The organism is Pseudoponticoccus marisrubri, assembly GCF_001482405.1.
In the GTDB taxonomy this organism is placed as follows: domain Bacteria; phylum Pseudomonadota; class Alphaproteobacteria; order Rhodobacterales; family Rhodobacteraceae; genus Pseudoponticoccus; species Pseudoponticoccus marisrubri.
The window spans coordinates 35,281-60,820 of sequence record NZ_LPXO01000001.1 but is presented as its reverse complement, the minus strand read 5'-3'; the positions used below and the strand labels follow the sequence as shown (position 1 = coordinate 60,820).

Annotated in this window: 22 protein-coding genes and 1 riboswitch; of the genes, 10 read left to right on the top strand and 12 right to left on the bottom strand. The window is 71.1% G+C overall.

Features of this window, described 5'->3' with window-relative positions:
- Positions 1-69 precede the first annotated feature (69 nt).
- Complete coding sequence (locus AVJ23_RS00300; protein ID WP_058860163.1) at positions 70-996, bottom strand: alpha/beta fold hydrolase; 927 nt, start codon at positions 994-996, stop codon at positions 70-72.
- Positions 997-1,109: 113 nt separating this feature from the next.
- Positions 1,110-1,188: riboswitch (SAM riboswitch) on the top strand.
- Between the two features lie 48 nt (positions 1,189-1,236).
- Here AVJ23_RS00300 and metZ point away from each other — a divergent pair.
- From metZ to AVJ23_RS00280, 4 genes are all read left to right on the top strand, one after another.
- A complete protein-coding gene (metZ, locus tag AVJ23_RS00295) occupies positions 1,237-2,427 on the top strand; it encodes an O-succinylhomoserine sulfhydrylase (protein WP_058860162.1) in 1,191 nt (396 codons plus the stop codon).
- A gap of 129 nt (positions 2,428-2,556) precedes the next feature.
- Positions 2,557-3,657 (top strand): GTP cyclohydrolase FolE2, encoded by a 1,101-nt coding sequence (gene folE2, locus AVJ23_RS00290; protein WP_058860161.1) that lies wholly within the window; start codon positions 2,557-2,559, stop codon positions 3,655-3,657.
- Between the two features lie 172 nt (positions 3,658-3,829).
- Positions 3,830-4,057 (top strand): hypothetical protein, encoded by a 228-nt coding sequence (locus AVJ23_RS00285; RefSeq protein WP_058860160.1) that lies wholly within the window; start codon positions 3,830-3,832, stop codon positions 4,055-4,057.
- Between the two features lie 88 nt (positions 4,058-4,145).
- Positions 4,146-5,051 carry an AEC family transporter gene (locus tag AVJ23_RS00280; RefSeq protein WP_058860159.1) on the top strand — a complete coding sequence of 302 codons (906 nt, stop codon included), beginning with the start codon at positions 4,146-4,148 and terminating at the stop codon, positions 5,049-5,051.
- A gap of 12 nt (positions 5,052-5,063) precedes the next feature.
- On the opposite strand, the gene AVJ23_RS00275 is transcribed toward AVJ23_RS00280, so the two are convergent.
- Together AVJ23_RS00275 and ileS are read right to left on the bottom strand one after the other, a co-directional pair.
- Positions 5,064-5,552 carry a histidine phosphatase family protein gene (locus tag AVJ23_RS00275; protein WP_058860158.1) on the bottom strand — a complete coding sequence of 163 codons (489 nt, stop codon included), beginning with the start codon at positions 5,550-5,552 and terminating at the stop codon, positions 5,064-5,066.
- 247 nt (positions 5,553-5,799) lie between these two features.
- Positions 5,800-8,769 (bottom strand): isoleucine--tRNA ligase, encoded by a 2,970-nt coding sequence (ileS, locus tag AVJ23_RS00270; protein ID WP_058860157.1) that lies wholly within the window; start codon positions 8,767-8,769, stop codon positions 5,800-5,802.
- A gap of 432 nt (positions 8,770-9,201) precedes the next feature.
- Between ileS and AVJ23_RS00265 the strand changes: the two genes are divergently transcribed.
- Complete coding sequence (locus tag AVJ23_RS00265; protein ID WP_058860156.1) at positions 9,202-9,609, top strand: hypothetical protein; 408 nt, start codon at positions 9,202-9,204, stop codon at positions 9,607-9,609.
- Between the two features lie 147 nt (positions 9,610-9,756).
- Positions 9,757-10,938: an FAD-dependent oxidoreductase gene (locus AVJ23_RS00260; RefSeq protein ID WP_058860155.1), complete on the top strand. Its 1,182-nt coding sequence runs from the start codon at positions 9,757-9,759 to the stop codon at positions 10,936-10,938.
- Here the strand turns inward: AVJ23_RS00260 and AVJ23_RS00255 are convergent.
- From AVJ23_RS00255 to AVJ23_RS00230, 6 genes are all read right to left on the bottom strand, one after another.
- Positions 10,886-11,230 carry a CBU_0592 family membrane protein gene (locus tag AVJ23_RS00255; protein WP_058860154.1) on the bottom strand — a complete coding sequence of 115 codons (345 nt, stop codon included), beginning with the start codon at positions 11,228-11,230 and terminating at the stop codon, positions 10,886-10,888. The genes AVJ23_RS00260 and AVJ23_RS00255 overlap by 53 nt on opposite strands.
- Before the next feature lie 95 nt (positions 11,231-11,325).
- The gene (locus tag AVJ23_RS00250) at positions 11,326-12,045 is read right to left on the bottom strand and encodes a VIT1/CCC1 transporter family protein (RefSeq protein ID WP_058860153.1); all 720 of its coding nucleotides are present in this window, start codon (positions 12,043-12,045) and stop codon (positions 11,326-11,328) included.
- 58 nt (positions 12,046-12,103) lie between these two features.
- On the bottom strand, positions 12,104-14,815 hold the full coding sequence (locus tag AVJ23_RS00245; RefSeq protein WP_058860152.1) for a DUF2339 domain-containing protein: 2,712 nt from the start codon (positions 14,813-14,815) through the stop codon (positions 12,104-12,106).
- A 195-nt stretch (positions 14,816-15,010) separates the two neighbouring features.
- Complete coding sequence (locus AVJ23_RS00240; RefSeq protein ID WP_058860151.1) at positions 15,011-16,021, bottom strand: YcjF family protein; 1,011 nt, start codon at positions 16,019-16,021, stop codon at positions 15,011-15,013.
- Positions 16,018-16,632: a GNAT family N-acetyltransferase gene (locus AVJ23_RS23540; protein ID WP_367576911.1), complete on the bottom strand. Its 615-nt coding sequence runs from the start codon at positions 16,630-16,632 to the stop codon at positions 16,018-16,020. The genes AVJ23_RS00240 and AVJ23_RS23540 overlap by 4 nt, the downstream gene beginning before the upstream one ends.
- Positions 16,629-18,056 (bottom strand): YcjX family GTP-binding protein, encoded by a 1,428-nt coding sequence (locus AVJ23_RS00230; RefSeq protein WP_058860150.1) that lies wholly within the window; start codon positions 18,054-18,056, stop codon positions 16,629-16,631. The genes AVJ23_RS23540 and AVJ23_RS00230 overlap by 4 nt, the downstream gene beginning before the upstream one ends.
- Positions 18,057-18,262: 206 nt before the next feature.
- Between AVJ23_RS00230 and truA the strand changes: the two genes are divergently transcribed.
- Complete coding sequence (gene truA, locus AVJ23_RS00225) at positions 18,263-19,036, top strand: tRNA pseudouridine(38-40) synthase TruA (protein WP_058860149.1); 774 nt, start codon at positions 18,263-18,265, stop codon at positions 19,034-19,036.
- A gap of 6 nt (positions 19,037-19,042) precedes the next feature.
- Here truA and AVJ23_RS00220 read toward each other — a convergent pair whose 3' ends face one another.
- Together AVJ23_RS00220 and AVJ23_RS00215 are read right to left on the bottom strand one after the other, a co-directional pair.
- Positions 19,043-19,564 (bottom strand): hypothetical protein, encoded by a 522-nt coding sequence (locus tag AVJ23_RS00220; protein ID WP_058860148.1) that lies wholly within the window; start codon positions 19,562-19,564, stop codon positions 19,043-19,045.
- On the bottom strand, positions 19,561-21,213 hold the full coding sequence (locus AVJ23_RS00215) for a hypothetical protein (RefSeq protein WP_058860769.1): 1,653 nt from the start codon (positions 21,211-21,213) through the stop codon (positions 19,561-19,563). Before AVJ23_RS00215 ends, AVJ23_RS00220 begins: the two co-directional genes overlap by 4 nt.
- Before the next feature lie 122 nt (positions 21,214-21,335).
- Here AVJ23_RS00215 and AVJ23_RS00210 point away from each other — a divergent pair, with 122 nt between their 5' ends.
- Positions 21,336-22,139 (top strand): methyltransferase domain-containing protein, encoded by an 804-nt coding sequence (locus AVJ23_RS00210; protein WP_058860147.1) that lies wholly within the window; start codon positions 21,336-21,338, stop codon positions 22,137-22,139.
- A gap of 24 nt (positions 22,140-22,163) precedes the next feature.
- Here the strand turns inward: AVJ23_RS00210 and AVJ23_RS00205 are convergent, their stop codons facing one another.
- Positions 22,164-23,126, bottom strand: coding sequence for a membrane dipeptidase (locus AVJ23_RS00205; RefSeq protein WP_058860146.1), 963 nt, complete (start codon positions 23,124-23,126; stop codon positions 22,164-22,166).
- A 230-nt stretch (positions 23,127-23,356) separates the two neighbouring features.
- Between AVJ23_RS00205 and AVJ23_RS00200 the strand changes: the two genes are divergently transcribed.
- Both AVJ23_RS00200 and argF read left to right on the top strand, forming a co-directional pair.
- Complete coding sequence (locus AVJ23_RS00200; protein WP_058860145.1) at positions 23,357-24,538, top strand: aspartate aminotransferase family protein; 1,182 nt, start codon at positions 23,357-23,359, stop codon at positions 24,536-24,538.
- A 75-nt stretch (positions 24,539-24,613) separates the two neighbouring features.
- Positions 24,614-25,540: an ornithine carbamoyltransferase gene (gene argF, locus AVJ23_RS00195; RefSeq protein ID WP_058860144.1), complete on the top strand. Its 927-nt coding sequence runs from the start codon at positions 24,614-24,616 to the stop codon at positions 25,538-25,540.

The following is a 25,540-nucleotide window of genomic DNA, read 5'->3' as shown; positions in this document are numbered from 1 at the left end:
CGTGCAAGACGACCGGCATGCGGCACACGCAAATATTAGGACAGGCGCGTCAAAAAGCCGTTTCCACCGCTATTCTGCTGCGATGGCCCGGGTGGCCGGGCGGGCCAGCACCGGCACCAGCCGCGACCAGCGCGGCTGCGGCGCGTCCGGCAGCAGGGCGCGCAGCCGGGGCAGGGGCAGCGCGCCCGACAGCACCGCGCGGTAGAGCGGAAACACCCCGGGGCGCAGATAGGGCGACCAGTGGCAGATCCGGCGCATGGGCGGGGCGACGGCAAAGCCGGCGGCGCGCAGCCGGTGCAGGCTCTCGGCATCGTCCAGCTGCAGCGTCACGAGATTGGGCAGCCGCAGCGCGCCCAGCCCCAGCATCCGGTCGCCCGGGCGCGGCGGCGCGACCAGCCGCTCCATGAGGAAGTCGAACAGGTCATTCTCGCGGCTGGTGACGTTGAGCACCTCGCAGGCCCGCCCGCCGGGTGAGGTCAGCGCCGCGCGCGCGGTGTCGGTGAACTCGGCCGCGGCCATCAGGATGGCGCGGTCGACGGCACCGGGCCGGCCCTGACGCAGCGCCTGCAGCGCCACGCGCGCGCCCAGCGAATGCGCCACCACGTGGACCGGGCGCTGCGGGGCCAGCTGCCGGATCTGCGCCACCAGCCCGGCCAGCGCATCCCCCGCCTGCGCGGCCCGCCGATGCGCCTGCCAGATCGAGCCGCGCGCCGGCCAGCCGAAGGAGATGCCCAGCCCCTCGCCCCGCTGCCCGCGCAGGCCAAGGTGCCGGGGCCAGCTGACGATGCGCGCATCGGCGTGATGGGCCGCGTCCGATTGCAGCGAGCGGTGCGGGCAATGCCGGCTGTGGCCGGGCAGGTACTTGAACCCGTGGATCATGATGGTCACCGGCCCACCATCCGCCGCCAGCGCCCGGGCCAGCGCGGGGTGCAGCGGGCCCGCCGCACCGTCGAGATGCGGGCCCTGGTCCGTCACAGTGATGCGTAGCATGGGCATGGCAGCGATCCACTACATCTTGTAGGTGGCCGGTACGCCAAGGCTGCAACGGATTCGTGAAAGAGCGGTTACACCTGCGTGACGCCCTTGAAATGTGACCTTAAGGCCTCTAATCCGTTGAGCGTGGCGATTTGTTTACCGGATTGCGGGCCACGTTAAACATGCCGCTAAAGAGGTCAGACGAAAGGCTCCTTTCGCTTGGCCGCGATCGGGGTCTTTTTTTGTTGGAGACGACACGGGATGGAACGGAAACGGCGCACGAACCTGGTGCATGGCGGAACCCGCCGCAGCCAATGGGGCGAGGTGAGCGAGGCGATCTACCTCACGCAGGGCTTTGTCTATGACAGTGCCGAGGCGGCCGAGGCGCGCTTTCTCAAGGCGGAACCGGGCGAGTTCATCTATGCCCGCTACGGCAACCCCACCGTGGCCATGTTCGAGGAACGGATGGCCATGCTGGAAGGCGCCGAGGACGGGTTTGCCTGCGCCTCGGGCATGGCGGCGGTGAACGGCGCGCTGACCTCGATGCTGAGGGCGGGCGATCACGTGGTCTCGGCCCGGGCGTTGTTCGGCTCCTGTCTTTACGTGCTCGAAGAGGTGCTGACCCGCTACGGGGTCGAGGTGACCTTTGTCGACGGCACCGATCTGGACCAGTGGCGCGCGGCGCTGCGGCCAGACACCAAGGCGGTGTTCTTCGAATCCATGGCCAACCCGACGCTGGAGCTGGTCGACATCGCGGCGGTGGCCGAGCTGGCCCATGGCGTGGGCGCCAAGGTGATCGTCGACAATGTCTTCTCGACGCCGGTCTACTCCAGGGCCATCGCACAGGGCGCGGACCTCGTCGTTTATTCCACGACCAAGCATGTGGACGGGCAGGGCCGCTGCCTCGGCGGCGTGATCCTTGGCCCGCGCGAGCATATCCGCGGCGTGGTGGAACCCTACATGAAGCACACGGGTGGCTCGATGAGCCCGTTCAACGCGTGGGTCATGCTCAAGGGGCTCGAGACGCTGGAGCTGCGCGTGCGCGCCCAGACCGAGGGGGCCGAGGCCATCGCCACGGCCCTGTCCGGCCATCCCGCGCTGCGCCGCGTGATCTATCCCGGCCTCGACAGCCATCCGCAGCACGCGCTGGCGATGCGTCAGCTGGGCGCGGGCGGCACCATGCTGGCGCTCGATCTCGAGGGCGGCAAGCCGGCGGCCTTCCGCTTTCTCAATGCGCTGCAGATCGTGCTGATCTCGAACAACCTCGGCGATGCGCGCTCGATCATCACCCATCCCGCGACCACGACCCACCAGCGGCTCAGCCCCGAGATCCGCGCCCAGCTGGGCATCGGCGACGGGCTGGTGCGCCTGTCGGTGGGCATCGAGGATCCCGAGGACCTGGTGGCCGATCTCTCCGCGGCGCTGGATGTGGCATTGGAGGCGGCGGCGTGACCGCGAGGCCGCAAGGGAACTAATTGTCATCCGACCGGTCGCATACGGCGTATACAATGTCATGAATGGAAATTGCCTGTGCAATTCCTACGTTAGACTGACACAGATACGGGTTGGGAGTGCTCCCTGATGAACATCCACACGCCTGAACTTGACCGGACACCGAGCCGTGAAGACGCCGAGGAGGCGCTGGCCCTGCTGCGCCGCTGGGCCGGCGGCGCACAGCAGGACGAGGTGGCGGCGCTCGACCCGGCGCTCGCCCGGCTCGTGCCGGGGGCGGTGGCGGGCGCCTATCCCGATCTCAGCCGCGCCTACCCGCATGAATTCTCGGTCGACACCGATTACAAGGCGGGCCTGCCCGACCTGCAGAACGGGCCGTCCTCGCTGATCCGCGGCGTGCCGCGCGCGATCCAGCATGTCGGCATCTCGAATTTCCGGCTACCGATCCGCTACCACACGCGCGACAATGGCGACCTGATGCTCGAGACCTCGGTCACCGGCACGGTCAGCCTTGAGGCGGACAAGAAGGGCATCAACATGAGCCGCATCATGCGCTCCTTCTATGCCCATGCCGAAAAGACCTTCAGCTTCGGCGTGATCGAGGCGGCGCTGGACGATTACAAGTCGGACCTCGAAAGCTTCGACGCGCGGATCAACATGCGCTTCTCCTTTCCGGTCAAGGTCGACAGCCTGCGGTCCGGCCTGTCGGGCTACCAGTATTACGACATCGCGCTGGAACTGGTCGAGACCGCCGGCGTGCGCCGCAAGATCATGCATCTGGACTATGTCTATTCCTCGACCTGCCCCTGCTCGCTGGAGCTGAGCGAACACGCGCGGCGCGAGCGCGGGCAACTGGCCACGCCGCATTCGCAGCGCTCTGTCGCGCGGATCTCGGTCGAGGTAGAAGAGGGCAACTGCCTGTGGTTCGAGGACCTGATCGAGATGTGCCGCGCCGCGGTACCGACCGAGACGCAGGTCATGGTCAAGCGCGAGGACGAGCAGGCCTTTGCCGAGCTGAACGCCGCCAACCCGATCTTCGTCGAGGATGCCGCGCGGCTCTTTGCCGAGCGCCTGCTGGCCGACCAGCGCGTCGGGGATTTCCGCGTGGTGGCCAGCCACCAGGAAAGCCTGCACAGCCATGACGCGGTCTCGGTCCTTACCGAGGGCACGCTGTTCGAGCAGGACAGCCTCGACCCGCGGCTCTTCGCCAGCCTCTACCATGTGGGCTGATCGGGGTGACAACTGACCGCTCACGATGCGTCCGGGGAAATCCGGGCGCATTTTTTGTGCAGCCGGTGGGCGCAGGGGCCGCTCTCACGCGCAGGTGAGCAGGCCGTGTCGCCCCGCCGTGCCAGTCTGTGACGCGGGAGGAAACCGGCCAGAGCAGGAAAGGTTTCCGGACATGCCACGTGACAATGTACAGATCGGTGTCGGGCACACGCCCCTTGGACAGAAGATCGACTGGTATTTCGCCGAGCGGGGGCTCGGCTTCAACGCCAATGGGCTGCGCCGTGCGCGCCTGCGCGAGATCATCGTGCTGGAATCGCGCAGCGATGCCGAACTGGCCCGGATGGGCCTGACCCGCGACCAGATCCTGCCGCATGTTTTCCGGGACCTGCTGGCCGCCTGAGCGATCGGCCCTGGCGGCAACCGACTGGCGATTGCCGCGGCGAAGGTGCTAGGAGGCGCGCAGGATTGTCGCGCTTCGGAGACCTGCCGTGCTCATCTTCACGATCTGGCCGCTTTTCGCGCTGATCTGCACGGGCTTCGTCCTGATGCGCGCGGGCTTTCCCGATCCCGGCTTCTGGCCCGCGGCCGAGCGCATCAACTATTTCGTGCTTTTCCCGGCCCTGCTGGTCGCCTCGCTGGTGGATGCCCCGGTGCGCGACCCCGCGATCCTGCGGCTGGGCGGCGCGACGGTTGCCGTGGTCTGCCTTGCGGCGCTGATCCTGGTCGGGCTGCGCCGGCTGCGCCCGGTGCCGGCGGCGCGGTTCGGCCCGGCCCTGCAGGGGGTGGTGCGCTTCAACACCTATCTGGGCCTCGCGGTCACCGCCGCCGTGGCGGGACCGGGCGGTGTGGAACGGGCCGCGGTGGTGCTGGCGGTCGCAGTGCCGCTCGTCAACGTGCTGTCGATCATGGCCCTGACCGAGGGCAGCGCGCTGGGCCAGCCGCTGCGCCTGCTGCGCACGATGCTGCGCAACCCGCTGATCCTCGCCTGCCTCGCCGGCGGCGGGCTTGCGCTGAGCGGGCAAAGCCTGCCCTTCGGGACCGACCGGGTCTTTGCACTGCTGGGGCAGGGCAGCCTGCCGCTGGGCCTGCTCTGCGTCGGCGCGGCGCTGCGTCCCGCGGCGCTGCGACAGGACGGCGTGGCGCTGGCCCTTGTGGGCGCGGCGCGCCTGCTGGCCATGCCTATGCTCGCGGCGGGCATGGCGCTGGGACTGGGGCTGGGAACGCAGGAGGCGCTGGTGCTGGTGATCTTCTGCGCCATCCCCACGGCGCCCACCGCCTACGTGCTGACCCGACAGCTGGGCGGCGACGGCACCTTCATGGCTGGGTTGGTCACCGCGCAGACTTTGGCGGCGGTGGTTACCATCCCGCTGGTGCTGGCCCTGCTGGCCGGCTGAGCGGGGCCACTGTCACTGCGGGCCGTAGCGGCGCCGCTCGATCGTCACCCGGCCCATCCCGTCGGCGCGGATGATGTGCAGGTCGCCATAGGTCAACGGCATCTCGCCACCCAGGCGCAACTGCGTCCAGATCCGCGCGATATTGCCCTTGTTGCCGACCCAGAGCACCGTCTTGCCGGCGCCCTGCGTGACCAACTCGGGCACCGGGTCTTCCTGCGCGAGCCGCTGCACCGGCAGATCGCGCGCACGAGAGAGCGGCGCCGCCGTGTCGAGATTGCGCGCGATGCCGGGGGAGAAGATGCCATCCAGTGCCATGCCGTCCAGCGCGGCGACCAGGGCCTCGGCGCGGGCGCGCCCGGTGCGCGAGAGGTCCTCGCCGTCGCGGTCGCCATGGCGCGTGACGATCAGCGTGCTGTTCGGCGCCAGCGCCTGTTCGCCGGGAACGGTGGCACAGGCAGAAATGAGGGCGAGGGTAGAGAGGAGAAGGGCGCGGCGATGCATGGCAGGGCTCGTATCTGGCGGGACGCTTTCAGCCTAGCGCGCCAGGCCACGGTCGGGCAATCGCCGAGATGCCCGGCCGCTCTGATGCTGGAGCGGGGCGGAAGCCGCTTCGAAGCGGCTTCGAAGCGCGTTGCAACGCGCTTGCCGCGCGCCCGGCCCGAACGGGGCGCCCTGACCCAACCCGGGTCGGCGCGGAACGGCACCGGCCCGGGCGGGCGGGAGACGCGCGTTCGAACGCGCGTCCGCCTTACCCCAATGCTGCGCTGCAGCGTTTGCAGGTCGCGGGATGGGCGTGCTGGCCAACATCGGGCAGGATCTTCCAGCAGCGCTGGCATTTCTGGCCCTCGGCCTTCTCGAACACCACGCCCACGCCCTCGATCTCGGGCATGCGGAAGGCCTCGGTGGGCAGCGGGTCACCGGTCAGCATGATGTCGGAGGTGATGCAGACATCCTCGAACGCCACCTCGCGCAGCGCCGCCAGCATCTCGGAATCGCGCACATGCACAACCGGCGCGGCCTCCAGCGAGGCCCCGATCACCTTCTCGGAGCGCTGCACCTCGAGCGCGGCGGTCACCACGCGCCGCGCGCGCCGCACCTGCGCCCATTTGGCGGCCAGCGGCTCGTCCAGCCAGTCCGCCGGCGTCTCGGGGATGTCCTGCAGGTGGACCGAGCTGTCCTCGCCCGGGAAGCGTTCCAGCCAGACCTCTTCCATGGTGAAGACCAGCACCGGCGCCAGCCAGGTGGTCAGCCGGTGGAACAGGATGTCCATCACCGTGCGCGCCGCGCGCCGCCGGGCCGTGTCGCCATCGCAATAGAGCGCGTCCTTGCGGATGTCGAAATAGAAGGCCGACAGCTCCACCGTGCAGAAGTTGAACAGCTGCTGGAACACGCCCTGGAAATCGTACTCGGCATAGCCCTTGCGCACCGCGTGATCCAGTTCCGCCAGCCTGTGCAGGATGTAGCGCTCCAGCTCGGGCATCTCGGCCGGCACCACCCGCTCGGCCGGGTCGTAATAGGCCACGGCCCCCAGCAGGTAACGCATCGTGTTGCGCAGCCGGCGATAGCTGTCGGCCACCCCCTTCAGGATCTCGGGCCCGATGCGCTGGTCGGCGGTATAGTCGGTCTGCGCCACCCAGAGCCGCAGGATGTCGGCGCCGTACTGCTTGACGACCTCCTCGGGCACGATCGTGTTGCCGAGCGACTTGGACATCTTGTTGCCCTTCTCGTCCAGCGTGAACCCGTGGGTCAGCACGCCGCGATAGGGCGCGCGGCCCTTCGTGCCGCAGGCCTGCAGCATGGACGAGTGGAACCAGCCGCGATGCTGGTCGGTGCCCTCGAGGTAGAGATCGGCGATCCCGTCCGGCGCCCCGTCGGCGCGGTCGCGCAGCACGAAGGCATGGGTGGAGCCGGAATCGAACCACACGTCGAGGATGTCGAAGACCTGCTCCCACTCCTCGGGGTCATAGTCGGCGCCCAGGAACCGCGCCTTGGCGCCCGGCTTGTACCAGGCGTCCGCCCCCTCGGTTTCGAAGGCTTCGTTGATGCGCGCATTCACCGCCGGGTCGCGCAGCAGGAAGTCGGGATCGGTGGGCAGCGCCCCCTTGCGGGTGAAGCAGGTCAGCGGCACGCCCCAGGCGCGCTGCCGCGACAGCACCCAGTCGGGCCGCGCCTCGATCATCGAATAGAGGCGGTTGCGCCCGGTGCGCGGGGTCCAGGTGACCAGCTCGTCGATCGAGGTCAGCGCGCGCTCGCGGATCGTGGTGCCATGCGTGTCCTGCCCGTCACCGACGGGGCGGTCGATGGCGGCGAACCATTGCGGCGTGTTGCGGTAGATGACCGGCGCCTTGGAGCGCCAGGAATGCGGGTAGCTGTGCGTCATCCGCCCGCGCGCCAGCAGCCCGCCGGCCTCGACCAGCTTGTCGATCACGGCTGTGTTGGCCTTGCCCTCCTTGCCCTTGGCGGTGATGATCTCGAGCCCCGCGAAGACGGGCACATGGGACAGGAACTCGCCCGCCTCGCCCACGTTGTGGGTCATCCGGTCCAGCCAGTTGCGGGCCACGAAACAGTCGTAATCCTCCTGCCCGTGGCTGGGCGCGGTGTGCACGAAGCCGGTGCCCGCCTCGTCGGTGACGTGGTCGCCATCGATCATCGGCACGTCGTAATCCCAGAACCCCTCGGCCCCGTCCAGCCCGCGGAACGGGTGGGCCAGCGTCATGGTCGACAGCTCCTGCGCGGTGACGCCGCGCAGCCGCCGCCACATGCCGTCCTGCAGGCGGGCCTTGCCCAACACCTCCTCGGCGAGGCTGTCGGCCAGCAGGTAGCGGTCGCCGATCCGGGCCCAGCATTCCTCGGGCCGGCCGGTGACCTCGTAGAGCCCGTAGGAGATCTCGGGATTGTAGGCCACGGCCTTGTTGGACGGGATCGTCCAGGGCGTGGTCGTCCAGATCACCACCTTGGCCCCTTGCAGGTCGGAGGCCAGCAGCGCCTGGTCGGCGCCGGCGTAATCGTCATCCTCGCCCGCGGGCATGGGCGCATCACCGCCCGAGACGATGCGGAAGGGCACCCAGATCGTGTGGCTCTTGTGGTCGTGATACTCGACCTCGGCCTCGGCCAGCGCGGTCTTCTCGACCGGCGACCACATGACCGGCTTGGAGCCCTGGTAGAGCGTGCCGTTCATCAGGAAGGTCTGGAACTCTTCCGCGATCACCCGCTCGGCATGGAAATCCATGGTCAGGTAAGGCTCGGGCCAGTTGCCGGTCACGCCCAGACGCTGGAACTCCTTGCGCTGGATGTCGACCCAGCCCTCGGCGAAGCGGCGGCATTCCTGGCGGAAGTCGACCACGTCGACCTCGTCCTTGTTCCGGCCCTTCTCGCGGTAGCGCTGCTCGATCTTCCACTCGATCGGCAGGCCGTGGCAGTCCCAGCCGGGCACGTAGCGCGCGTCGCGGCCCAGCATCTGCTGGCTGCGCACGATGAAATCCTTCAGCACCTTGTTCAGCGCGTGGCCGATATGCAGGTTGCCGTTCGCATAGGGCGGGCCGTCATGCAGGATGAAGGGCGGGCGGCCTTCGGCGGTCTCGCGCAGGCGGTCATAGATGCCGATGCGCTCCCAGCGCTCCAGCCAGCCGGGCTCGCGCTTGGGCAGGCCGGCCCGCATGGGAAAGCCGGTCTTGGGCAGATTCAGGGTGTCTTTGTACTCAGGCGTGTCGGCGCACATGGAATTGCGTCCTCGGGTCGTCGTTCGGAAGGATCTGGGTGAGGGCGGCGCGGAGGGTCATACGCCTTGTCCCGGCGGCTCGGTCAGTCAGAGCGCCGGGCATGTAATTCGCAGGATGATCGCGAAACGGGTCCACATGCCGGCCTTATAGGCGCATGGCGCTCGCCCGTCCAGAGAGCCCATGTCGGCATGTTCCCGCCCGGGCGCCGCACAGGGATCGGCCAGCCATCGCCGGTGTCTGCCGTATGCGACGGTATGCGCTGAAACCCGCGCGCCCGCGGGCCCGGTTCCGGCAAGAGCTGGCCGAGGCGGGGCAGGGCGCGGCGCAGGGGGAAACCGCGGCGGGCAGTGCAGGCGTTTGTCGGATGCGTGACGCCGGGCCGGCCCCGCTGGCTGGTCCGGGTCCATCCAGACCCGAAGAGGAGCACGATCATGGCCTACGAGACCCGCGATCCCCGACTGACCGAGATCCCGCACGAGACCGACCCGCGGACCCGCGGCGGCCGCCCCCTGCCCAGTTCGCGCGGGGGCGCCGGCACCATGCTGGGCGTGCTGGCCGCGGTGGTGCTGGTGGTGATCATCGTCGCCGTGGCGCTGTCGCCGCGCGGCTCCGAGGTGGAGACGACGATCACCCCGGCCACCGAGGGCGCCGCAACCAACCCCGCGACCCCGGCGGACCCGGCCGCGCCCGCGCAGCAGACCGCCCCGGCGGACGGCACCGCGCCGGCAGAGCAGACGGCCCCCGCCCAGCAGACGGCACCGGCGCAGCAGACCGCACCGGCGGACGAGACCGCTCCGGCCGGCGACACGGCAGAGGAGACCGCACCGGCCAATCAATGAGCCGGCACGGCAATCCGGGAAGAGGCCGGGGCGATCTGCCCCGGCCTTTTTCATGACCGCTCCGGGCGCCCGGCCATCGCGCCTGCGGCAGCGCGTCTCTTGCACTGATGCGCCCGCGCGGGTTCTCTGTCGCCAAAGGAGACAGGCATGAAGACGCTCGAGATCGCCATCGCGGGGGCCGGGATCGGCGGTCTGGCCCTGGCGGCCGCGCTGCGGCAGGACGGCCACAACGTGCACCTGTTCGACCAGTTCGACGCGCCCGCGCCGGTGGGCTCGGGGCTGGTGGTACAGCCCGTGGGGCTCGAGGTGCTGGACGCGCTTGGCGCCGGGGCCACGGCCCGCGCACTGGGCAACCCGATCCACCGGATGCTGGGCCACGAGGCCGAGACCGGCCGACCCGTGCTCGACGTGGCCTATGACGCGCCCGGCGATCCGCGTTTCGGCCTGGCCATCCACCGCGCCGCGCTGTTCCAGGCGCTGCATGACGTGGCTGTGCAGGCCGGGGCCCGGATCGTGCCCGCGCACCGTGTGATCGGCGCGACCGAGCGGCGCTTGCGCTTTGCCGGCGGCGGTGAGGCCGGGCCCTTCGACCTGATCGTCGATGCCAGCGGCGCGGGCTCCTGCCTGTCGCCGCTGCGCGCGCGGCCGCTGGGCTATGGCGCGCTCTGGGCCACGGTGGACTGGCGCCCCGAGGCCGGGCTGCCGCGCAACGAGCTGCGCCAGCGCTATCGCCGCGCCTGCCGGATGCTGGGCGTGCTGCCCGTCGGCCGCCTGCCGGGGCAGGACGGCCGCAAGGCGGCGATCTTCTGGTCGCTGCCGGCCGAGGCCCATGCCGACTGGCAGGCCCGCCCGCTGCAGGACTGGCGGGACGAGGCCTGCCGGCTCTGGCCCGATTTCGCCCCCTTCGTCGCGCAGATCACCGACCATGACCAGATGACCATGGCGCGCTACAGCCACGGCACGCTGCGCCGGCCGATGCGCGACGGGGTGATCTTCATCGGCGACGCGGCCCACCGCGCCAGCCCTCAGCTGGGGCAGGGCGCGAACATGGCGTTGCTGGACGCCTGGGCGCTGGCGCAGGCGCTGCGGCTGGCGCAGGGCGACACGCAGGTGGCCGCACTGGGCTATGCCCGGGCGCGGCGCTGGCACGTGCGCACCTACCAGCTGATGAGCCGGCTCTTCACGCCGCAATACCAGTCGGACAGCACGGTTCTGCCGTGGCTGCGCGACCGCGTGCTGTTCCCGCTCTCGACCGTGCCGCCGCTGCCGCGGACGCTCACTCGGCTGGTGTGTGGCGACCTGTTGCCGCCCACCGGGTCGCTGCGCTGAGCCGGTCGGCGCGGCGGTCCGAGCGCATCCGCCCCAGCCGCAGCAGGATCGCGGGGATGCCCATGGCGATCCAGAACATCTGGATCAGCGCGGCGGCGAGGTTGAAATCCAGCGTCAGGCTCATCAGCACCATCGAGGCGGCGCAGATATTGCCGCAGAAATACAGGATGCTGTCCGAGTGCAGCCAGCGCAGCGACAGCGAGGTGTAGAGCAGCACGTAGAGCAGGAAGCCGAGCACGCCCAGAAGGCGCAGCAGGTCGGCGCCAAGCGCGTCGGGAAAATAGGTGATCATGAAACGGGCTCCGGGAAAAATGCGTGGGATCTGTCCCGTCACGCTATCCCGGCCGCGGCCGCCCGCGCAGTCCGGAATACCCGCCTGTCGCCGGCTCAGACCGTGAAGAGCGTGCCCACCCCGTAAGCGATTCCCGCCGCCGCGCCGCCGATGGCCAGCGTCTCGGCCCCCGAGCGCCACCAGGGCGACAGCGACCAGTGGCTCTTGAGCGTGCCGATGGCGAAGAAGGCCGCCAGCGTCAGGGCCGAAGACAGGAAGAAGGCCTCGCCGATGCCCAGTACGAAGGGCAGAAGCGGGATCATCCCCGCCACGAGGAAGGCGGCAAAGGTCACCAGCGCGGCGCGCAGCGGGTGCGGGTCGGTGGGGCCCAGCCCGTATTCCCCCTGCATCATCTCGGCGATCCACGAGTCGCGCCGCGCGGCGATCTGGTCCACCGCCGCCTCCAGCGTCGGGCCCGACAGCCCCTTGTTGGCCAGGATCGTGCGCAGCTCGCGCCGCTCGCCTTCGGGGTCCAGCCGGATATGCCGTTCCTCGACGGCGCGCAGCCGGCTGATGTCGTCCAGCTCGGCCTTGGTGGCCGAGTAGTTGCCCGCGGCCATGGAAAAGCCGTCGGCCAGCACGTTGGCCAGCCCCAGCGCCACGATGACAAAGGGCGACAGCCCGGCGCCCGCCACGCCCGCGACGATGGCAAAGGTGGTCACCGCCCCGTCGATGGCGCCATAGACCACGTCGCGCAAATCGCCCCGCCCCGGCGGGCGGGACAGGCGGTCGTCGATCTCGGCCTGGCTGTGGCCGTGCTCGGGCAGATCCTGCATGGCGTGGCTCCCTTTGCGCCACTCAAGCGGGGTCGTGGCCGATGCGCCATGCGCTGGATCAAACTGGGTCGCGCGACGCCGGGTCAGCCTCCGGCCCCGCGCCCTGCGCCCAGCGGTTCAGCCAGGCCAGCCCGGCCAGCGACAGGCCCAGCAGCAGGAAGGAGAAGACCCGCACCAGCCCGGCCAGCCCCGCGATGTCGACCAGGAACACCTTGGCCACGGCCAGCCCGATCACCAGAACGCCCGCGCGGCGCAGCGGGGCCGAGCGGCGCGCCAGCGCCTGCCAGAACAGCCCGGCCCCGGCCAGCAGCAGCGCCACCGTGTAGGAATAGAGCTCGGGCTGGGTGGTGCCGCTGGTGTAGAGCATCGCCTCGCTGCCGCGCCAGCCATGGCGCAGCGCCAGCCCGGCCCAGCCCACGACCAGCAGGCCCGCGACGGCCGCCAGCGCGATTCGCAGCGCGCGGGGCAGGGTGGACAGGCGCAGCGCGCCCAGCCCGATCACCAGCCCGGGCAGCAGGTAGGCTGGCGCCAGCGTGTTCAGCATCAGTGGCCCGGTGATCTCCTGCGCGGCCAGCAGCGGGTTGCCGAGGCTGGCCGCCAGGCCCAGCGTGATCAGCGCGATCAGCCCGAAGAGCGCGGCCAGCCCGGCGCGCAGCCAGATCAGCCAGCCGCCGAGGCGCAACCGCTCCAGCTGGGCCAGCGCCAGCGCGGCCCAGATCGCGCCATGCAGGCCCAGCACCCAATGCGCCATTCCCGGCGCGTGGCCGGTAAAGGCCTCGATCACGTGGTAGAGGATCAGGCTCAGCGTCATGCCGCCCACCGACCAGGCGGCGCTTTCGAGGAAGATCCGGGCGCGCGGGCGCGGGCGCGGCCCGATCAGCCAGAGCGCCGCCAGAAGCGCCGCCAGCGTGCCGCCATAGGCGGCCAGCATCTCGAGCACCGGGGCGGATGTCGCCCAGCCCAGCCCGGGATCGGCCACCAGCCGCACCCCCAGCGCGACGATGCCGGCGGCGATATAGCCGGTCATCAACGGCAGGTCGAAGCGCCGATCCAGCGCGGCGGCGGCCACCACGGTCGCCGCCAGCGCCAGTGTCAGCGCGGCCTCGGTCAGGATCACGGTCAGCGCGAAGGCCAAGGAGGCCAGCGCGGCCACGGCTGCCAGCGCGGCGCGGGTCCGGTCGGTGCCGTCGGCTCGGGCAATGCGCCCCGCCATGCCCGACAGCAGCGCCGCCAGCGCCAGCGCGTGCAGCGCCCAGGGCCAGGCCCCGATCAGCGCGGCGGGCTGCCATGAAAGCTCCAGCGCAAGACCGGCAAGCGGCGCCAGCAGCGTCGCCGCCCCGGCCCAGAACAGCCCGAAACGCCCCGGCTGCAAGGCCCGGCGGAAGGCAGCCAGTGCAGGCACCAGCGCGGCCAGCAGGACCAGCGTGATCTCGCGCGGCAGGCGCGTCTCGGTCTGGCCCTCCAGCGCCGCCAGCCCATCGCGCAGCGCCTCCAGCACCGGCCGGTTCAGCTCGGGCGCGGCGATGAGCGCCAGCAGCACCAGCGCCGGGGGCAGGGCGTGATCCTGCAGGCCCGGCGCGCGCTCCGACCACAGCGCGAAGAGCGCGGCCAGCCCGGCGGCCAGCGCCAGCGCGATCCACCAGGTCACGGGCGCCTGCGCGGCCGCGTAGAGCAGCGGCAGGCAGGCCCCCAGCAGCGCCGCCATGGACAGGCGCAGCGGAAAGATGGGCCAGCCCACGGTCTCGTGGCGCAGCAGCGCCTCGCTCACCATGGGTTCGGCGTGATCGGGCGTCAGCGCGCGCGCCGGGATCAGCGTCGCCATCAGCACCAGCGCCGCGGCATAGACGGCAAAGCCCGCCCGCAGCGCGCTATCTGCGCCGCCGAGCACCAGCAGCCAGCCGGCGGCGAAGCCCAGCACCAGCGCCAGCGCCGAGATCCAGGCCCAGCGGCGCAGCGTGTCGATCCCCAGCCCCAGCGCGGTGAGCAGCGCGAAATAAAGCAGCAGCCATTCCGGACGGTCGGTCTGCCCGCCCACGAGGAAGGGCGCGGCCATGCCACCACCCAGCCCGATCGCGGCCAGAAGCGGCCCGTGCCGCCAGCCCAGCACCAGCCCCGCCAGCGCGATGGCAAACAGCGCCGCCAGCGCCGGGCCCGGGGCCACGAGGTCATAGAGCAGCCGCGCGGCCAGAACGCCGCCCATCAGCGACACCAGCCCCGCCCCGGAGAGGACCGAGGGCAGGTAGGCCGTGGCGCTGTCGGGCCCGTCGCCGCCGCGCCGGCGAATCACCTCGCCCCCCGCGATCAGCAGCGCGCCGAATCCCAGCGCCGCGGCGACCCGCGCCGGCGGGGTCAGCAGGCCCGTCTCGACCCCGTATTGCACGAGGAAGATCCCCGCCAGCGCCAACGACAGGGCCGCGGCGGCGTAGAACCAGTTCTCGCGCAGCCAGCGCCCCAGCGCGTCCAACCGGTCGGCACGGAGCACCACCGCGCCAGTCGGGGCCTTGGCCGCAGCGGGCGCGGCATTAGCTTGCGGCATGGGCGGTTTGGGAGCGACGGGCTCCGCCGCGGCGGGCGCAGAGTCGGGCGTTGCAGCGGAAACGGGGGCCGGGTCTGGCGTTGCGGCGGCCGCGTCCCACCCCTCCAAGGAGGCCAGCCGGGCCTGCATGTCGCGCAGGGCCCTGCGCAGGCGCAGATGGGCGATGACCAGGACCACCACCGCGACGGGGGTGGCCAGCAGCACGACACCGAGCAGTACGAAAAGAGCTTCCATCAGGGGACCTCATGACCTCGGCGCGAGGGTAGACCCGATCGCAGCGTGCCGGCAGGTCCGGCATTCCGGACCTGCCGGAGCCGCCCGGGCCGGGGGAAGCCGCTTCGAAGCGGCTTGCCTACGCGGTTTCGAAACCGCGTCCCAACGCGTTTGCAAACGCGTTGACGGAACGCCCTTCGAAGGGCGTTCCCGCCGTCAGTCGCGGTCGGAGAGGACAAGCCCGCTGAGCGCGCTGCGGATGATCGCCCGCACCGAGGGACGCTTCTTGGTGCCGAAGGGCAGCGGGCGGCAGACCTCCATGGCCGCGACCCCGACCCGCGCGGTCAGCGCGCCGTTCACCATCCCCTCGCCGAAGCGGCGCGACAGCTTGGCCAGGATGCCGCCGCCCAGCACGGGCTCCAGCATGTCGTCACCCACCGCCACCGCGCCGGTGGCCACCAGGTGCGACATCACCGCCCGCGTCAGCCGCCAGTTGCCCAGCGTGCCGGAGCGCCCGCCATAGATCTCGGCAATCCGGCGGATCATGCGCAGGTTGGCGCTGAAGGCCGCGGCCACGTCGGCCAGCGCCAGCGGCACCAGCGCGGTCACCGTGGCGACCTGCCGGGCGGCGGCTTCGACTTCGGCCTGCGCGGCGCGGTCGAGCGGCGCCAGCAGCGCCGTCTCGGCATGGCCCAGAAGCCCCGCCGCATCGAAGATCTCGTCGCGCCGCTCGGCCAGTTTCTCGCGGCCCCAGCGCGTGTCCTCGCGCCCGGCATAGAGCGCGTCGAGCTGCACCACCAGCTTGCGCGCCCCCGCCAGGTCGTCATCGGCCAGCACCGTCTCGGCGGCATGGTGCAGCGCGTCGATCCGCGACAGGCGCGAGAAGGCCGCGATCTCCTTGATCGCGATCAGCACGCAGACCAGCACGAAGGCGGCCATCAGCGCGGCCACGGCCCAGCCCAGCAGCGGGTTCGACGCGATGAGCGAGGTGGCCAGCGACCAGGCCGCGATCGAGACCAGCGTGGTCACCAGCACCGCCAGCAGCCGCCAGAACCAGCGCGCCAGCCGCGAGGGCGGGCGCGACGAGAGCGCCGCGACCGTGGCCATGGCCTGCCCGCGCGGCGGCACCGGGGCGTCGGGTTCGGGCACGGGCGGCGCCTCGGCCGGGCCGGGCGCCGCGGTGTCACCGTCGAGTTCGATCAATACGGGGCCCTGGCGGTCGGTCATTCTGGTGTCTCCGTGGCGCCGGCCGGTCCGGACGGGGCGGTTGCGCTTGAGGCTGCGGGTGTCGGCGCGCGGTCGGCCGGATCTCCAGCGGGGTCGGAGGGCGCCGCGTCCGGCCCGGCCGCGGCGTTGCCAGCCCCCGCTTCCCCGGGCGCCGTGTCCCGCACCGCGTCCTGTCCGGCCGCCCATGTGAAGCGGATATCGGGCAGGCCTTCCTCGTTCCGGGCGCCGTCGCTGCGCTCGGCCTCGGCAAAGCCCTCGCGCTCGTAGAAGCGGCGCGCGCCGCGATTGGCCTGGAAGGTCCAGAGCTCGAGCCGGTCGCAGTCGCGCTTGGCCTGCGCGATCAGCGCCGTTCCCGCCCCCTTGCCCTGGGCCTGCGGGGCGACGAAGAGCGCGTGGATATAGCCGCCTTCGCGGGCAAGGAAGCCGGCCACGCGGTCATCGGCGTCCACCGCCACGGTCACCCAGCCGCGATCGATCAGCCGGCCGGCATGGGCGATGTCCTCGGCCCCGGTATGCAGCACGGGCTTCCAGTCATGCGCCGCCACGGCGCGGGTGATCATCTCGCCCAGCTTGCCGGCATCGGTGCTGCGGGCGGGGCGCAGGGCGATCACAGCCGGTCTCCGATCAGGAACTGCGTGGCCCGGTCGAGCCGGATATGCGGCGGGCCCTCGCCCGGTTTCAGGGTGAGCGACGCCGGCGCAAAGCTCATGACCTGGTAATCCGCGTCGAGCCAGGCCTCGGCGCCCGAACGCGCCGGCCCCAGCAGGGCGCCGGGATCCTCGGGCAGGGCGCCGGGATAGAAGGCGGCGTGGCGGCCGCGTCTGCCATCGGGCTCCAGCAGCGTGCCGCGCACGCAGGGCAGCTCGCGCCCGTCATGCGGCACCATCTGCTCGGTCGTGGCGCGCAGCGCGGCCAGCGACAGGGCCTGCGTCTCGGCCCCGGCAAAGCGGGCGCGGTCGCGGGCCTCGCGGGTCAACGCCTCCATGATGGCGGTCAGCTGGGCATGCTGGGTGTGGTGCAGGTGGTCGGCCTTGGTCGCGGCAAAGAGGATCTTCTCGACCCGCTTGCCCAACAGCAGCTGGCTGAGGAAGGCATTGGCGCCGGGGCGGAAGGCGGTCAGGATGTCGGCCAGCGTCTGGCGCAGGTCCTCCATGGCGCGCGGGCCGGCATGGATCGCCCCCAGCGCGTCGACCAGCACGATCTGCCGGTCGATGCGGCTGAAATGGTCGCGGAAGAAGGGTTTGACCACGCGCGCCTTGTAGGCGTCGTAGCGGCGCTCGAACTCGCGCCAGAGGCTGCGGCGGTCGGGCCGGTCCTGCGGCGGCAGCGGCGCGAAGGTCAGCACCGGCGAGCCCTCGAGTTCGCCCGGCAGCAGGAAACGGCCCGGCGAGCAATCCGAGAACCCGGCCTCCCGCGCGCTGCGCAGCGCCTGCGTGTAGGCATCCGAGAGCCGGCGGGCGGCGGTCTCGTCGAGTTTCTGCGCCGCGGCCTCGGTCGTGGCCATCTGCAGGAAGGCGTCGCCGCCTGGGCGGTTTTCCATGCGCGCCAGCATGGTCTCGGACCATTCGGCGTAGGAGCGGTCGAGCAGGCCGAGATCGAGCAGCCATTCACCGGGATAGTCCACGATGTCGAGATGCAGCGTGCGCGGCCCCTGCAGCCCGGCCAGCAGCCCGTTGGGCCGGATCCGCAGCGACAGGCGCAGCTCCGAGACCGAGCGGGTGCTGTCCGGCCAGCGCGGGGTGCGCGCGGTGAGCGCGGCGAGGTGATCCTCGTAGTCGAAGCGCGGCAGCGTGTCGTCGGGCTGGGGCTGCAGGAAAGCCGACAGGATCCGCCCCTCGGATTGCGCCACCAGCCCGGTCATGCGGGCGCGGTCCATCATGTTGGCGACCAGCGAGGTGATGAAGACAGTCTTGCCGGCCCGCGCCAGCCCGGTCACCCCCAGCCGGATGGTGGGTTCCAGGAAGGTTTCCGAGACCGTGCCGGTGATGTTCTCCATCCCGCGGGTGAGCGTGTCGGCGATCGTGCCTATGACCATGGTGCGCCTTTCGGGCTGTTCGCCCGCAACTTAAGGGCTGATGCGATGCGGGGCCAGTGGGCGCGCGGCGGAAATCGCGCGCAGGCGGGCAGGGCGCCGCGGCGGCAGGCGTCCCGCCCGCCCACCCCCGCCCGCCGCCGCGGCGCGTGGTACGGGCGGGCCCGGCCGGTTTGCGGTCGGCGCGGTGGCGGGGTAAGAGGCGCGCCATGCCCAGATATGCGCTTTTGGTGGAATATGACGGACGGCCCTTCGCGGGCTGGCAGCGGCAGGCGGACCAGCCCTCGGTCCAGGGCGCCATCGAGGCGGCCCTGGCCCAGCTCGAGCCGCGCGCCCATACCATCGCCGCGGCCGGGCGCACCGATGCGGGGGTGCATGCGCGCGGGCAGGTGGCGCAGTGCGACATGGCGCGGGACTGGGCGCCGTTCCGGCTGGGCGAGGCGCTGAACTTCCATCTCAAGCCCGCGCCGGTGGCGATCCGGCAGGTCGCGCGCGTGGCGGAGGACTGGCATGCGCGCTTTTCGGCCATCGAGCGGCGCTACCTGTTCCGGCTGCTGATGCGCCGCGCGCCGGCGACGCTGGAGGCCGGGCAGGTCTGGCAGGTCAAGCACGAGCTGGAGGTCGGCCCCATGCGCGCGGCGGCCGCGCTGCTGGTGGGGCAGCACGATTTCACCACCTTCCGCTCAACCATCTGCCAGGCGAAATCACCGGTCAAGACGCTGGATTCGCTGGAGATCGACGCGCTGGAGGGGCCGGCGGGACCCGAGCTGCAGTTCCGGCTGCGCGCACGCTCCTTCCTGCACAACCAGGTCCGCTCGATCGTGGGCACGCTGGAGCGGGTCGGGTCCGGGGCCTGGGCGCCCGAGGATGTGCGCGCGGCGCTGGAGGCGCGCGACCGCGCGGCCTGCGGGCCGGTCTGCCCGCCGCACGGGCTCTACCTCGCGGGCGTCGGCTATCCGCAGGATCCCTTCGCGCCCGCCTGAGCGCGCTCAGTCATTGTCGATATCGCCCGCCCCGGCGCCCGCGCTGCGCGACTGCTCGGAGGCGGGCACGAGCGTGCGGTCGGCCAGCGCGCCCAGCTCGGCCGCCAGGCTCTCGCTCACTGCCAGCCGGGCGGGCAGGGCGGTTGCCGCGACGCGCTCGGCGTCGGCGTGCACACGCAGGCGCTGCGCCCCGTCGGATCCGGGCACGATTTCCAGCGTCTCGATCGCGATGTCGAGCAGCGCGATATAGGCCGGGGCCAATGCCGCGTCGCCGGGATGCAGCGTCATCTCGACCTGGGGCCCGGCCAGCGTCAGGGCGCGCAGGATGTCCTCGGCCAGGAGCGGCAGGCGCAGGATGGGGCTGTCGGCGGGATCGGCCAGCGCGGCGCGCAGGGTGGCCTCGTCTCCGCCGCGGGCCAGGTGCAGCACGGCGGCGCGCCCGAAACTGTCGGCCTGCGCGGGGGGGAAGCCGGCGCCGCGGGCCGCCTCCCGGGCCAGCGCCGCGATTTCGCTGGCCGAGCGGGTCACGCCTGCAGCACCTCCAGCCACCAGTCATCGGCGCGCGGGCTGCCCAGCTCTTCGGGCAGGGGCGCGCCCTGGGCCAGGGTCACGCGGGTCCAGCGGTCGGACTTGGGATCGAAGCCGGTGGCGCCGAACAGGGCCAGCTTGCAGCGCAGCATGTCGACGGGGCGGCAGCCGGCGCCGATCAGGTTGCCGCGGATCTCGGAGAAAGGGTGGAACACCGCCATCTGCACGCGCCGGATCGCCAGTTCGTGGTGCGGGTGGGCCTGCCGGAACGCCGCCAGATCCTGCACCCCGTCCAGCGCCTGCCAGAGCGCCTTGACCCGGCGGGCGATGTCCAGCGGGCTTTCGCGCTCGGCCCCCGGCTCGGTATCGCGCAGGCCCAGCCGGGGTTCGCGCTTTTCCTCGGAGACGTACCAGAAGAGCTGCTGCGCCCCGGGCGCGTCGAAATCGATCTCGACCGCCCAGCCGAACTGCTCGGCAATGGCCTGGCGCAGCTCGACCGCATCGCCGAACAGGGCCGGTTGCGCGCCGGGTGGCTCGACCATCTGCGCGGCCAGCGGGTCGACCAGCGCGCCGAAGGGTTCCAGGACCAGCGCGACCAGCAGCTCCTGCAGGTCGGGCGAGTGGTGTTCGCCGCGCCGGACCAACGTGTCGAGCGGGCGGCGCTCGGGCAGGGCGTCCAGCCAGTCCAGCACCTGCGGCCAGTCGGCGCGCAGCCGGGCGATGCGCGCGGCGGCGTCCGGGTCGGGCACCTGCCAGGCCTCCAGGTGCTGCGCCGCGCGCCGTGCCAGCGCGCGCAGGCGGTCGCGCTCGGTCTCTGACAGGCTGCCGATGGCGCGCACCCGGGCCAGCGCCGTCTCGCGCGCCAGCATCCAGTTGTTGAGCAGCACCGGGTGCGAGACGAGGAAGGGCGCCATGCCCAGCCCCGTGGCATTGCCGATGCCGAGATGCCGCTTGAGCGCGGGCTCCAGCGCCGCGCCGCCCAGATGCTCGACAAGGTCATGTGTGAAGCAGCGGATCAGCCAGACGGTCAGCATCTCGGCCGCGAAGGCCCCGCCGATGCCGGGCCGCCCGGCGATCACGCCGCGATCGGCGATGCCGAACTTGCCATTTCCATAGACCGCGGTGGTGCGCATCAGGTAGCCGACCTCGGCGATGCGGGCGGGATCGGGCTGCGCCCCGGCGCGCAGGCGGTCGACCACATGGGTGAAGAGCCGCACCGACTTGTTGGCGCGCGACAGCACGAGGTCACGCTCGGTGAAGCGGGCGGCCTCCTGCCGGGGCGCGGCGGCGCAGAGGCGCGCGATCTCGGCCGCATCCGGCACCCCGTCATAGAGCACGAACCCCGCATCCCATGCAGTGGCGATCACCCGGTCGGTGCGCATCGCGTCGGGCAGGTGGCAAGACACGGCCACGAGGCTGTAGGGTCGCCCGCCCAGCGGGATCGTGTAGACCGCGTGGCCATGTCCCTGCGCGTCGATCTGCCAGACCGGGCGGGTCAGGCGCGCGCCCTCGGCCGACAGCTGGCGGGTCAGCACCCGCAGGAAGGAGAGCCGCGTCGGCATCATCGCGCCCAGCCGCTCCGGCCGCATGACCTGCGCGGGATGGCGCAGGTCCGTCTGGGGCGGCGGCGGGTCCAGTAGGTCCTTCATGAGATGGCAGAGTGCCATGGCGGCCCCCGTCTGAAAAGCCTGCAGGGCGCCAGACGCAGACGGGTTTTGCCTTTTGCCTGCCCTTGCGTCACACTGAAGGCCATGCCGCCGGGGGAACGCGCATGCCGGACATCTACCTGCAGATCGCCGACCAGCCCGAGGGCGTGATCGACGCCATCGCCGCCTCCATGGATGCGCGCGCGGCCGAGCCGCAGATGCAGGCCATCTGCGCGCGCTACATGGGCGGCCTGCCCGGACCGGGGGCCGAGGTGCTGGAACTGGGCTGCGGCAATGGCGCCAGCACGGCGCAGCTGGCCCGGCACATGGCGCCTTCGCGGCTGGTGGGCGTGGACCCCTCGGCCGCGCTGCTGGCGCGCGCGCGGGCGCGTTTCGACGAGGGCGGCCCGGTCAGCTTCCGCACCGGCGATGTCACGCAAAGCGCGCTGCCAGCGGCCAGCGTCGACGTGGTCGTGGCGCATACGGTCTATTCCCACATCCCCGACACCGGGGCCGCGCTGACCGAGGCGTGGCGCGTCCTGCGCCCGGGCGGCACGCTGGCCGTGTTCGACGGGGATTACGCCACCAACACCGTGGCGCTGTTCGAGGGCGATCCGCTGCAGGCCGCCATGCAGGCGGTGATGCGCAACCTGATCCACGCGCCCTATGTCATGCGCGCCCTGCCGCAGGCGGCCATGGCGCAGGGCTTCACTTCCGTGACGACCGAGCCCTTCGGCTATGTCCAGACCGCGCCGGCCACCTATCTGGAGACCCTGATCGGGCGCGGCGTCGACGCCGCGCGGCGCGCCGGCGAGATGGGCCCGGCGCTGGCCGAGGGCTTCGTCGCCGAATGCCGCGACCGCATCGCGGCGGGGCGGTTCTACGGCGCGATCCTGTTCCTCTGCCTGACCGCGCGCAAACCCGGCTGAGCCGGGCCCCGTTCAGGCCGGGTTTCAGGCCGGGCCGAAGCTCGTCTCGTAGAAGCGCAGCCAGTTCGCGCCCAGGATGCCGTCCGCCTCGCCGCGCGAGAAGCCCACGCCGCGCAACCCGTCGCGCAGCGTGTCCCAGTCGCGGTTGTCGCGGAACCATTCGGGCTGTGGCGGAAAGCGCGCGCTGTCATCCTGCGCCCGCGTCCAGCGCCCGGCGCGCATCCAGCGCACCACGCTGTCGGGCTGGTCCTGGCAGAGATCGCTGCCGATCCCGAGATTGTCCGCGCCGTAGCGCTCGGCCGCCTCGGCCACCATCTCGCAGAACGCCGCCAGCGTGCAGTCCGGCCCGTCCTTCAGGTGGTGGGGGTAGAGCGAGAGGCCCAGCATCCCGCCCGCATTGGTCAGCTCCTTGAGCACCGTGTCGGACTTGTTGCGCGCCACCGGGTGCCACCAGTCGGGATTGGCATGGGTGATGGCGATAGGGCGGGTCGCGGCCTCGATCGCCTCCAGCGTCGAGCGTTCGCCCGAATGGCTCATGTCCACGACCAGCCCGACGCGGTTCATCTCGGCCACCACCTCGCGGCCCATCCGGGTCAGGCCCGTATCCTCGTCCTCGAGATACCCCGCCGCCAGCAGCGACTGGGTGTTGTAGCTCAGCTGCATGAAGCGGATCCCCAGCTGGTGCAGGATCTCGACCATGCCGATATCGTCGCCCAGCGGATGCGGCGTCTGCAGCCCGAAGAACACCGCGGTGCGCCCGCTGGCCTGCGCCTGCGCCACGTGGGCCGCCTCGGTGCCGCGCAGGATCAGCCCGGGGTGGCGCTCGAACAGCCGGTTCCACCGGGCGAGATTGGCGACCGTCTCGCGGAAATCCTCGTGATAGGCCACGGTGACATGGATCGCGTCCACGCCGCCCTCGCGCAGATGGCGGAAGATCCGCTCCGAGAAGTTGCAATATTGCAGATTGTCGATCACGGGCGCCTGCATGGCCCAAGGCTAGAACAGCGCGTGCTGCGCAGGCAACGCGGAAATTCACGCTTGCTTTTCGAAGACGGCCTGCCTAAGCGAGCTGCATGACACATGCGACCGGTATCCGACGAGCCTGAATGCTCTCCCGCCTCGGCGGGCCCGCCCCTCGTGTCCCTTCCCCCGTACAGCTTGACTTGGCCGCGGTGGCTTGCCACCAATCAAGGCCTCACATTCCCGAGGAGAAAGCGATGATCGCTCCCGTCCTGCCCACCTATGCACGCGCGCCCCTGCATTTCGTCAAGGGCGAAGGCAGCTGGCTGATCGAGGCGGATGGTCGACGCTTTCTCGACATGGGATCAGGCATCGCGGTGAACGCGCTGGGCCATGCCCATCCCGATCTGGTTGCGGCGCTGACCGAACAGGCGGGCCGGCTCTGGCATGTTTCCAACCTCTACGAGATCCCCCAGCAGGAGGCGCTGGCCGCAAGGCTGGTCGAGACGACCTTTGCCGACACGGTCTTCTTCACAAATTCGGGCACCGAATCCTGCGAACTGGCCGTCAAGATGGCGCGCAAGCGCTGGCACGATGCCGGCCAGCCGCAGAAGACCGAGATCCTGACCTTCGACGGCTGCTTCCACGGCCGCTCCTCGGCCGCCATCGCCGCCTCCGGCGCGCCCAAGATGGTGGACGGGTTCGGCCCGGTGCTGCCCGGCTTCACCCATCTGCCCTGGGGCGACCATGACGCGCTGCATGCCGCCATCACCGACACGACCGCCGCCATCCTGATCGAACCCGTCCAGGGCGAGGGCGGGATCCGCGTCCTGCCGGAGCAATGCCTGAAGGGCCTGCGCGCGCTCTGCGACGAGAAGGGGATCCTGCTGATCCTTGACGAGGTGCAATGCGGCATGGGCCGGACCGGCCGGCTCTTCGCCCATGAACGGGCCGGCGTGACCCCGGACATCATGATGGTGGCCAAGGGCATCGGCGGCGGCTTCCCGCTGGGTGCGGTTCTGGCCACCGAGGCCGCCGCCAGCGGCATGGTCGCGGGCACCCATGGCTCCACCTATGGCGGCAACCCGCTGGGCTGCGCCGTGGGGCTGGCGGTGCTCGACCACGTGGCCGACCCGAGTTTCCTCGACAACGTGACGGCGCGCGGCGCGCAGCTGCGCGACGGGCTGCAGGCGCTGGTCACCGCCCACCCGCATGTCTTCGACAGCGTGCGCGGCCTGGGCCTGATGCTGGGCATCCGCACGCGCTGCGCCCCCGCCGACATGGTGCGCGCCGGCTATGACCAGGGGCTGATCACGGTGCCCGCGGCCGACAATATCGTGCGCCTGCTGCCGCCCCTGACCCTGAGCGCGGCCGAGGCCGACGAGGCGCTGCGCCGGCTCGACGCCGCCGCCGCCACGCTCGCGCCGGAACCCGCCTGACTTTCATCTTTCCACAAATACTCCGGGGGTCCGGGGGCTGGCCCCCGGGAGTCCCGCCGATCAAAGACGGACCCGATGAACCATTTTCTCGACATCCACAAGACCGACAAATCCGCCCTGCGGGGCATCATCGACGACGCCAAGGCGATCAAGACCGCGCGCGCAGGCCGTCCCAAGGCGGCGCCCGACGACGAGTTGCCGCTCAAGGACCGCATGGTCGCGCTGATCTTCGAGAAACCCTCGACCCGGACCCGCGTTTCCTTCGACGTGGGCGTGCGCCAGATGGGCGGGCAGACCATGGTGCTCTCGGGCTCGGACATGCAGCTTGGCCATGGCGAGACCATCGCCGACACCGCCCGCGTGCTGTCGCGCTATGTCGACATGATCATGATCCGCACCTTCGACGAGGCCGTGCTGGAAGAGATGTCCGAGCACGCCACCGTGCCGGTGATCAACGGGCTGACCGACCGCTCGCATCCCTGCCAGATCATGGCCGACGTGCTGACCTTCGAGGAACATCGCGGCGCCATTGCCGACCGCAAGGTGGTCTGGTGTGGCGACGGCAACAATGTCTGCGCCTCCTTCCTGCATGCTGCCGGGCAGTTCGGCTTCGACCTGACCTTCACCGGCCCGGTGCAGCTGGACCCCGAGATGGAATTCGTGGGCTTCGCGCGCAATGCCGGGCGCACCGTCACGATCGAGCGAGACCCGTTCAAGGCGGTCGAGGGGGCCGACCTGGTGGTGGCCGATACCTGGGTGTCGATGCATGACGCCCAATCGGCCAAGGAGCGGCGCCACAACATGCTGCGCCCCTACCAGGTGAACGACCGCCTGATGCAGGCCGCGGGCAAGGACGCGCTCTTCATGCATTGCCTGCCCGCCCATCGTGGCGAGGAGGTGACCTCCGAGGTCATGGACGGCCCCCAATCGGTGATCTGGGACGAGGCCGAGAACCGCCTGCACGCGCAGAAGGCCATCATGCGCTGGTGCCTCGAGGGCTGA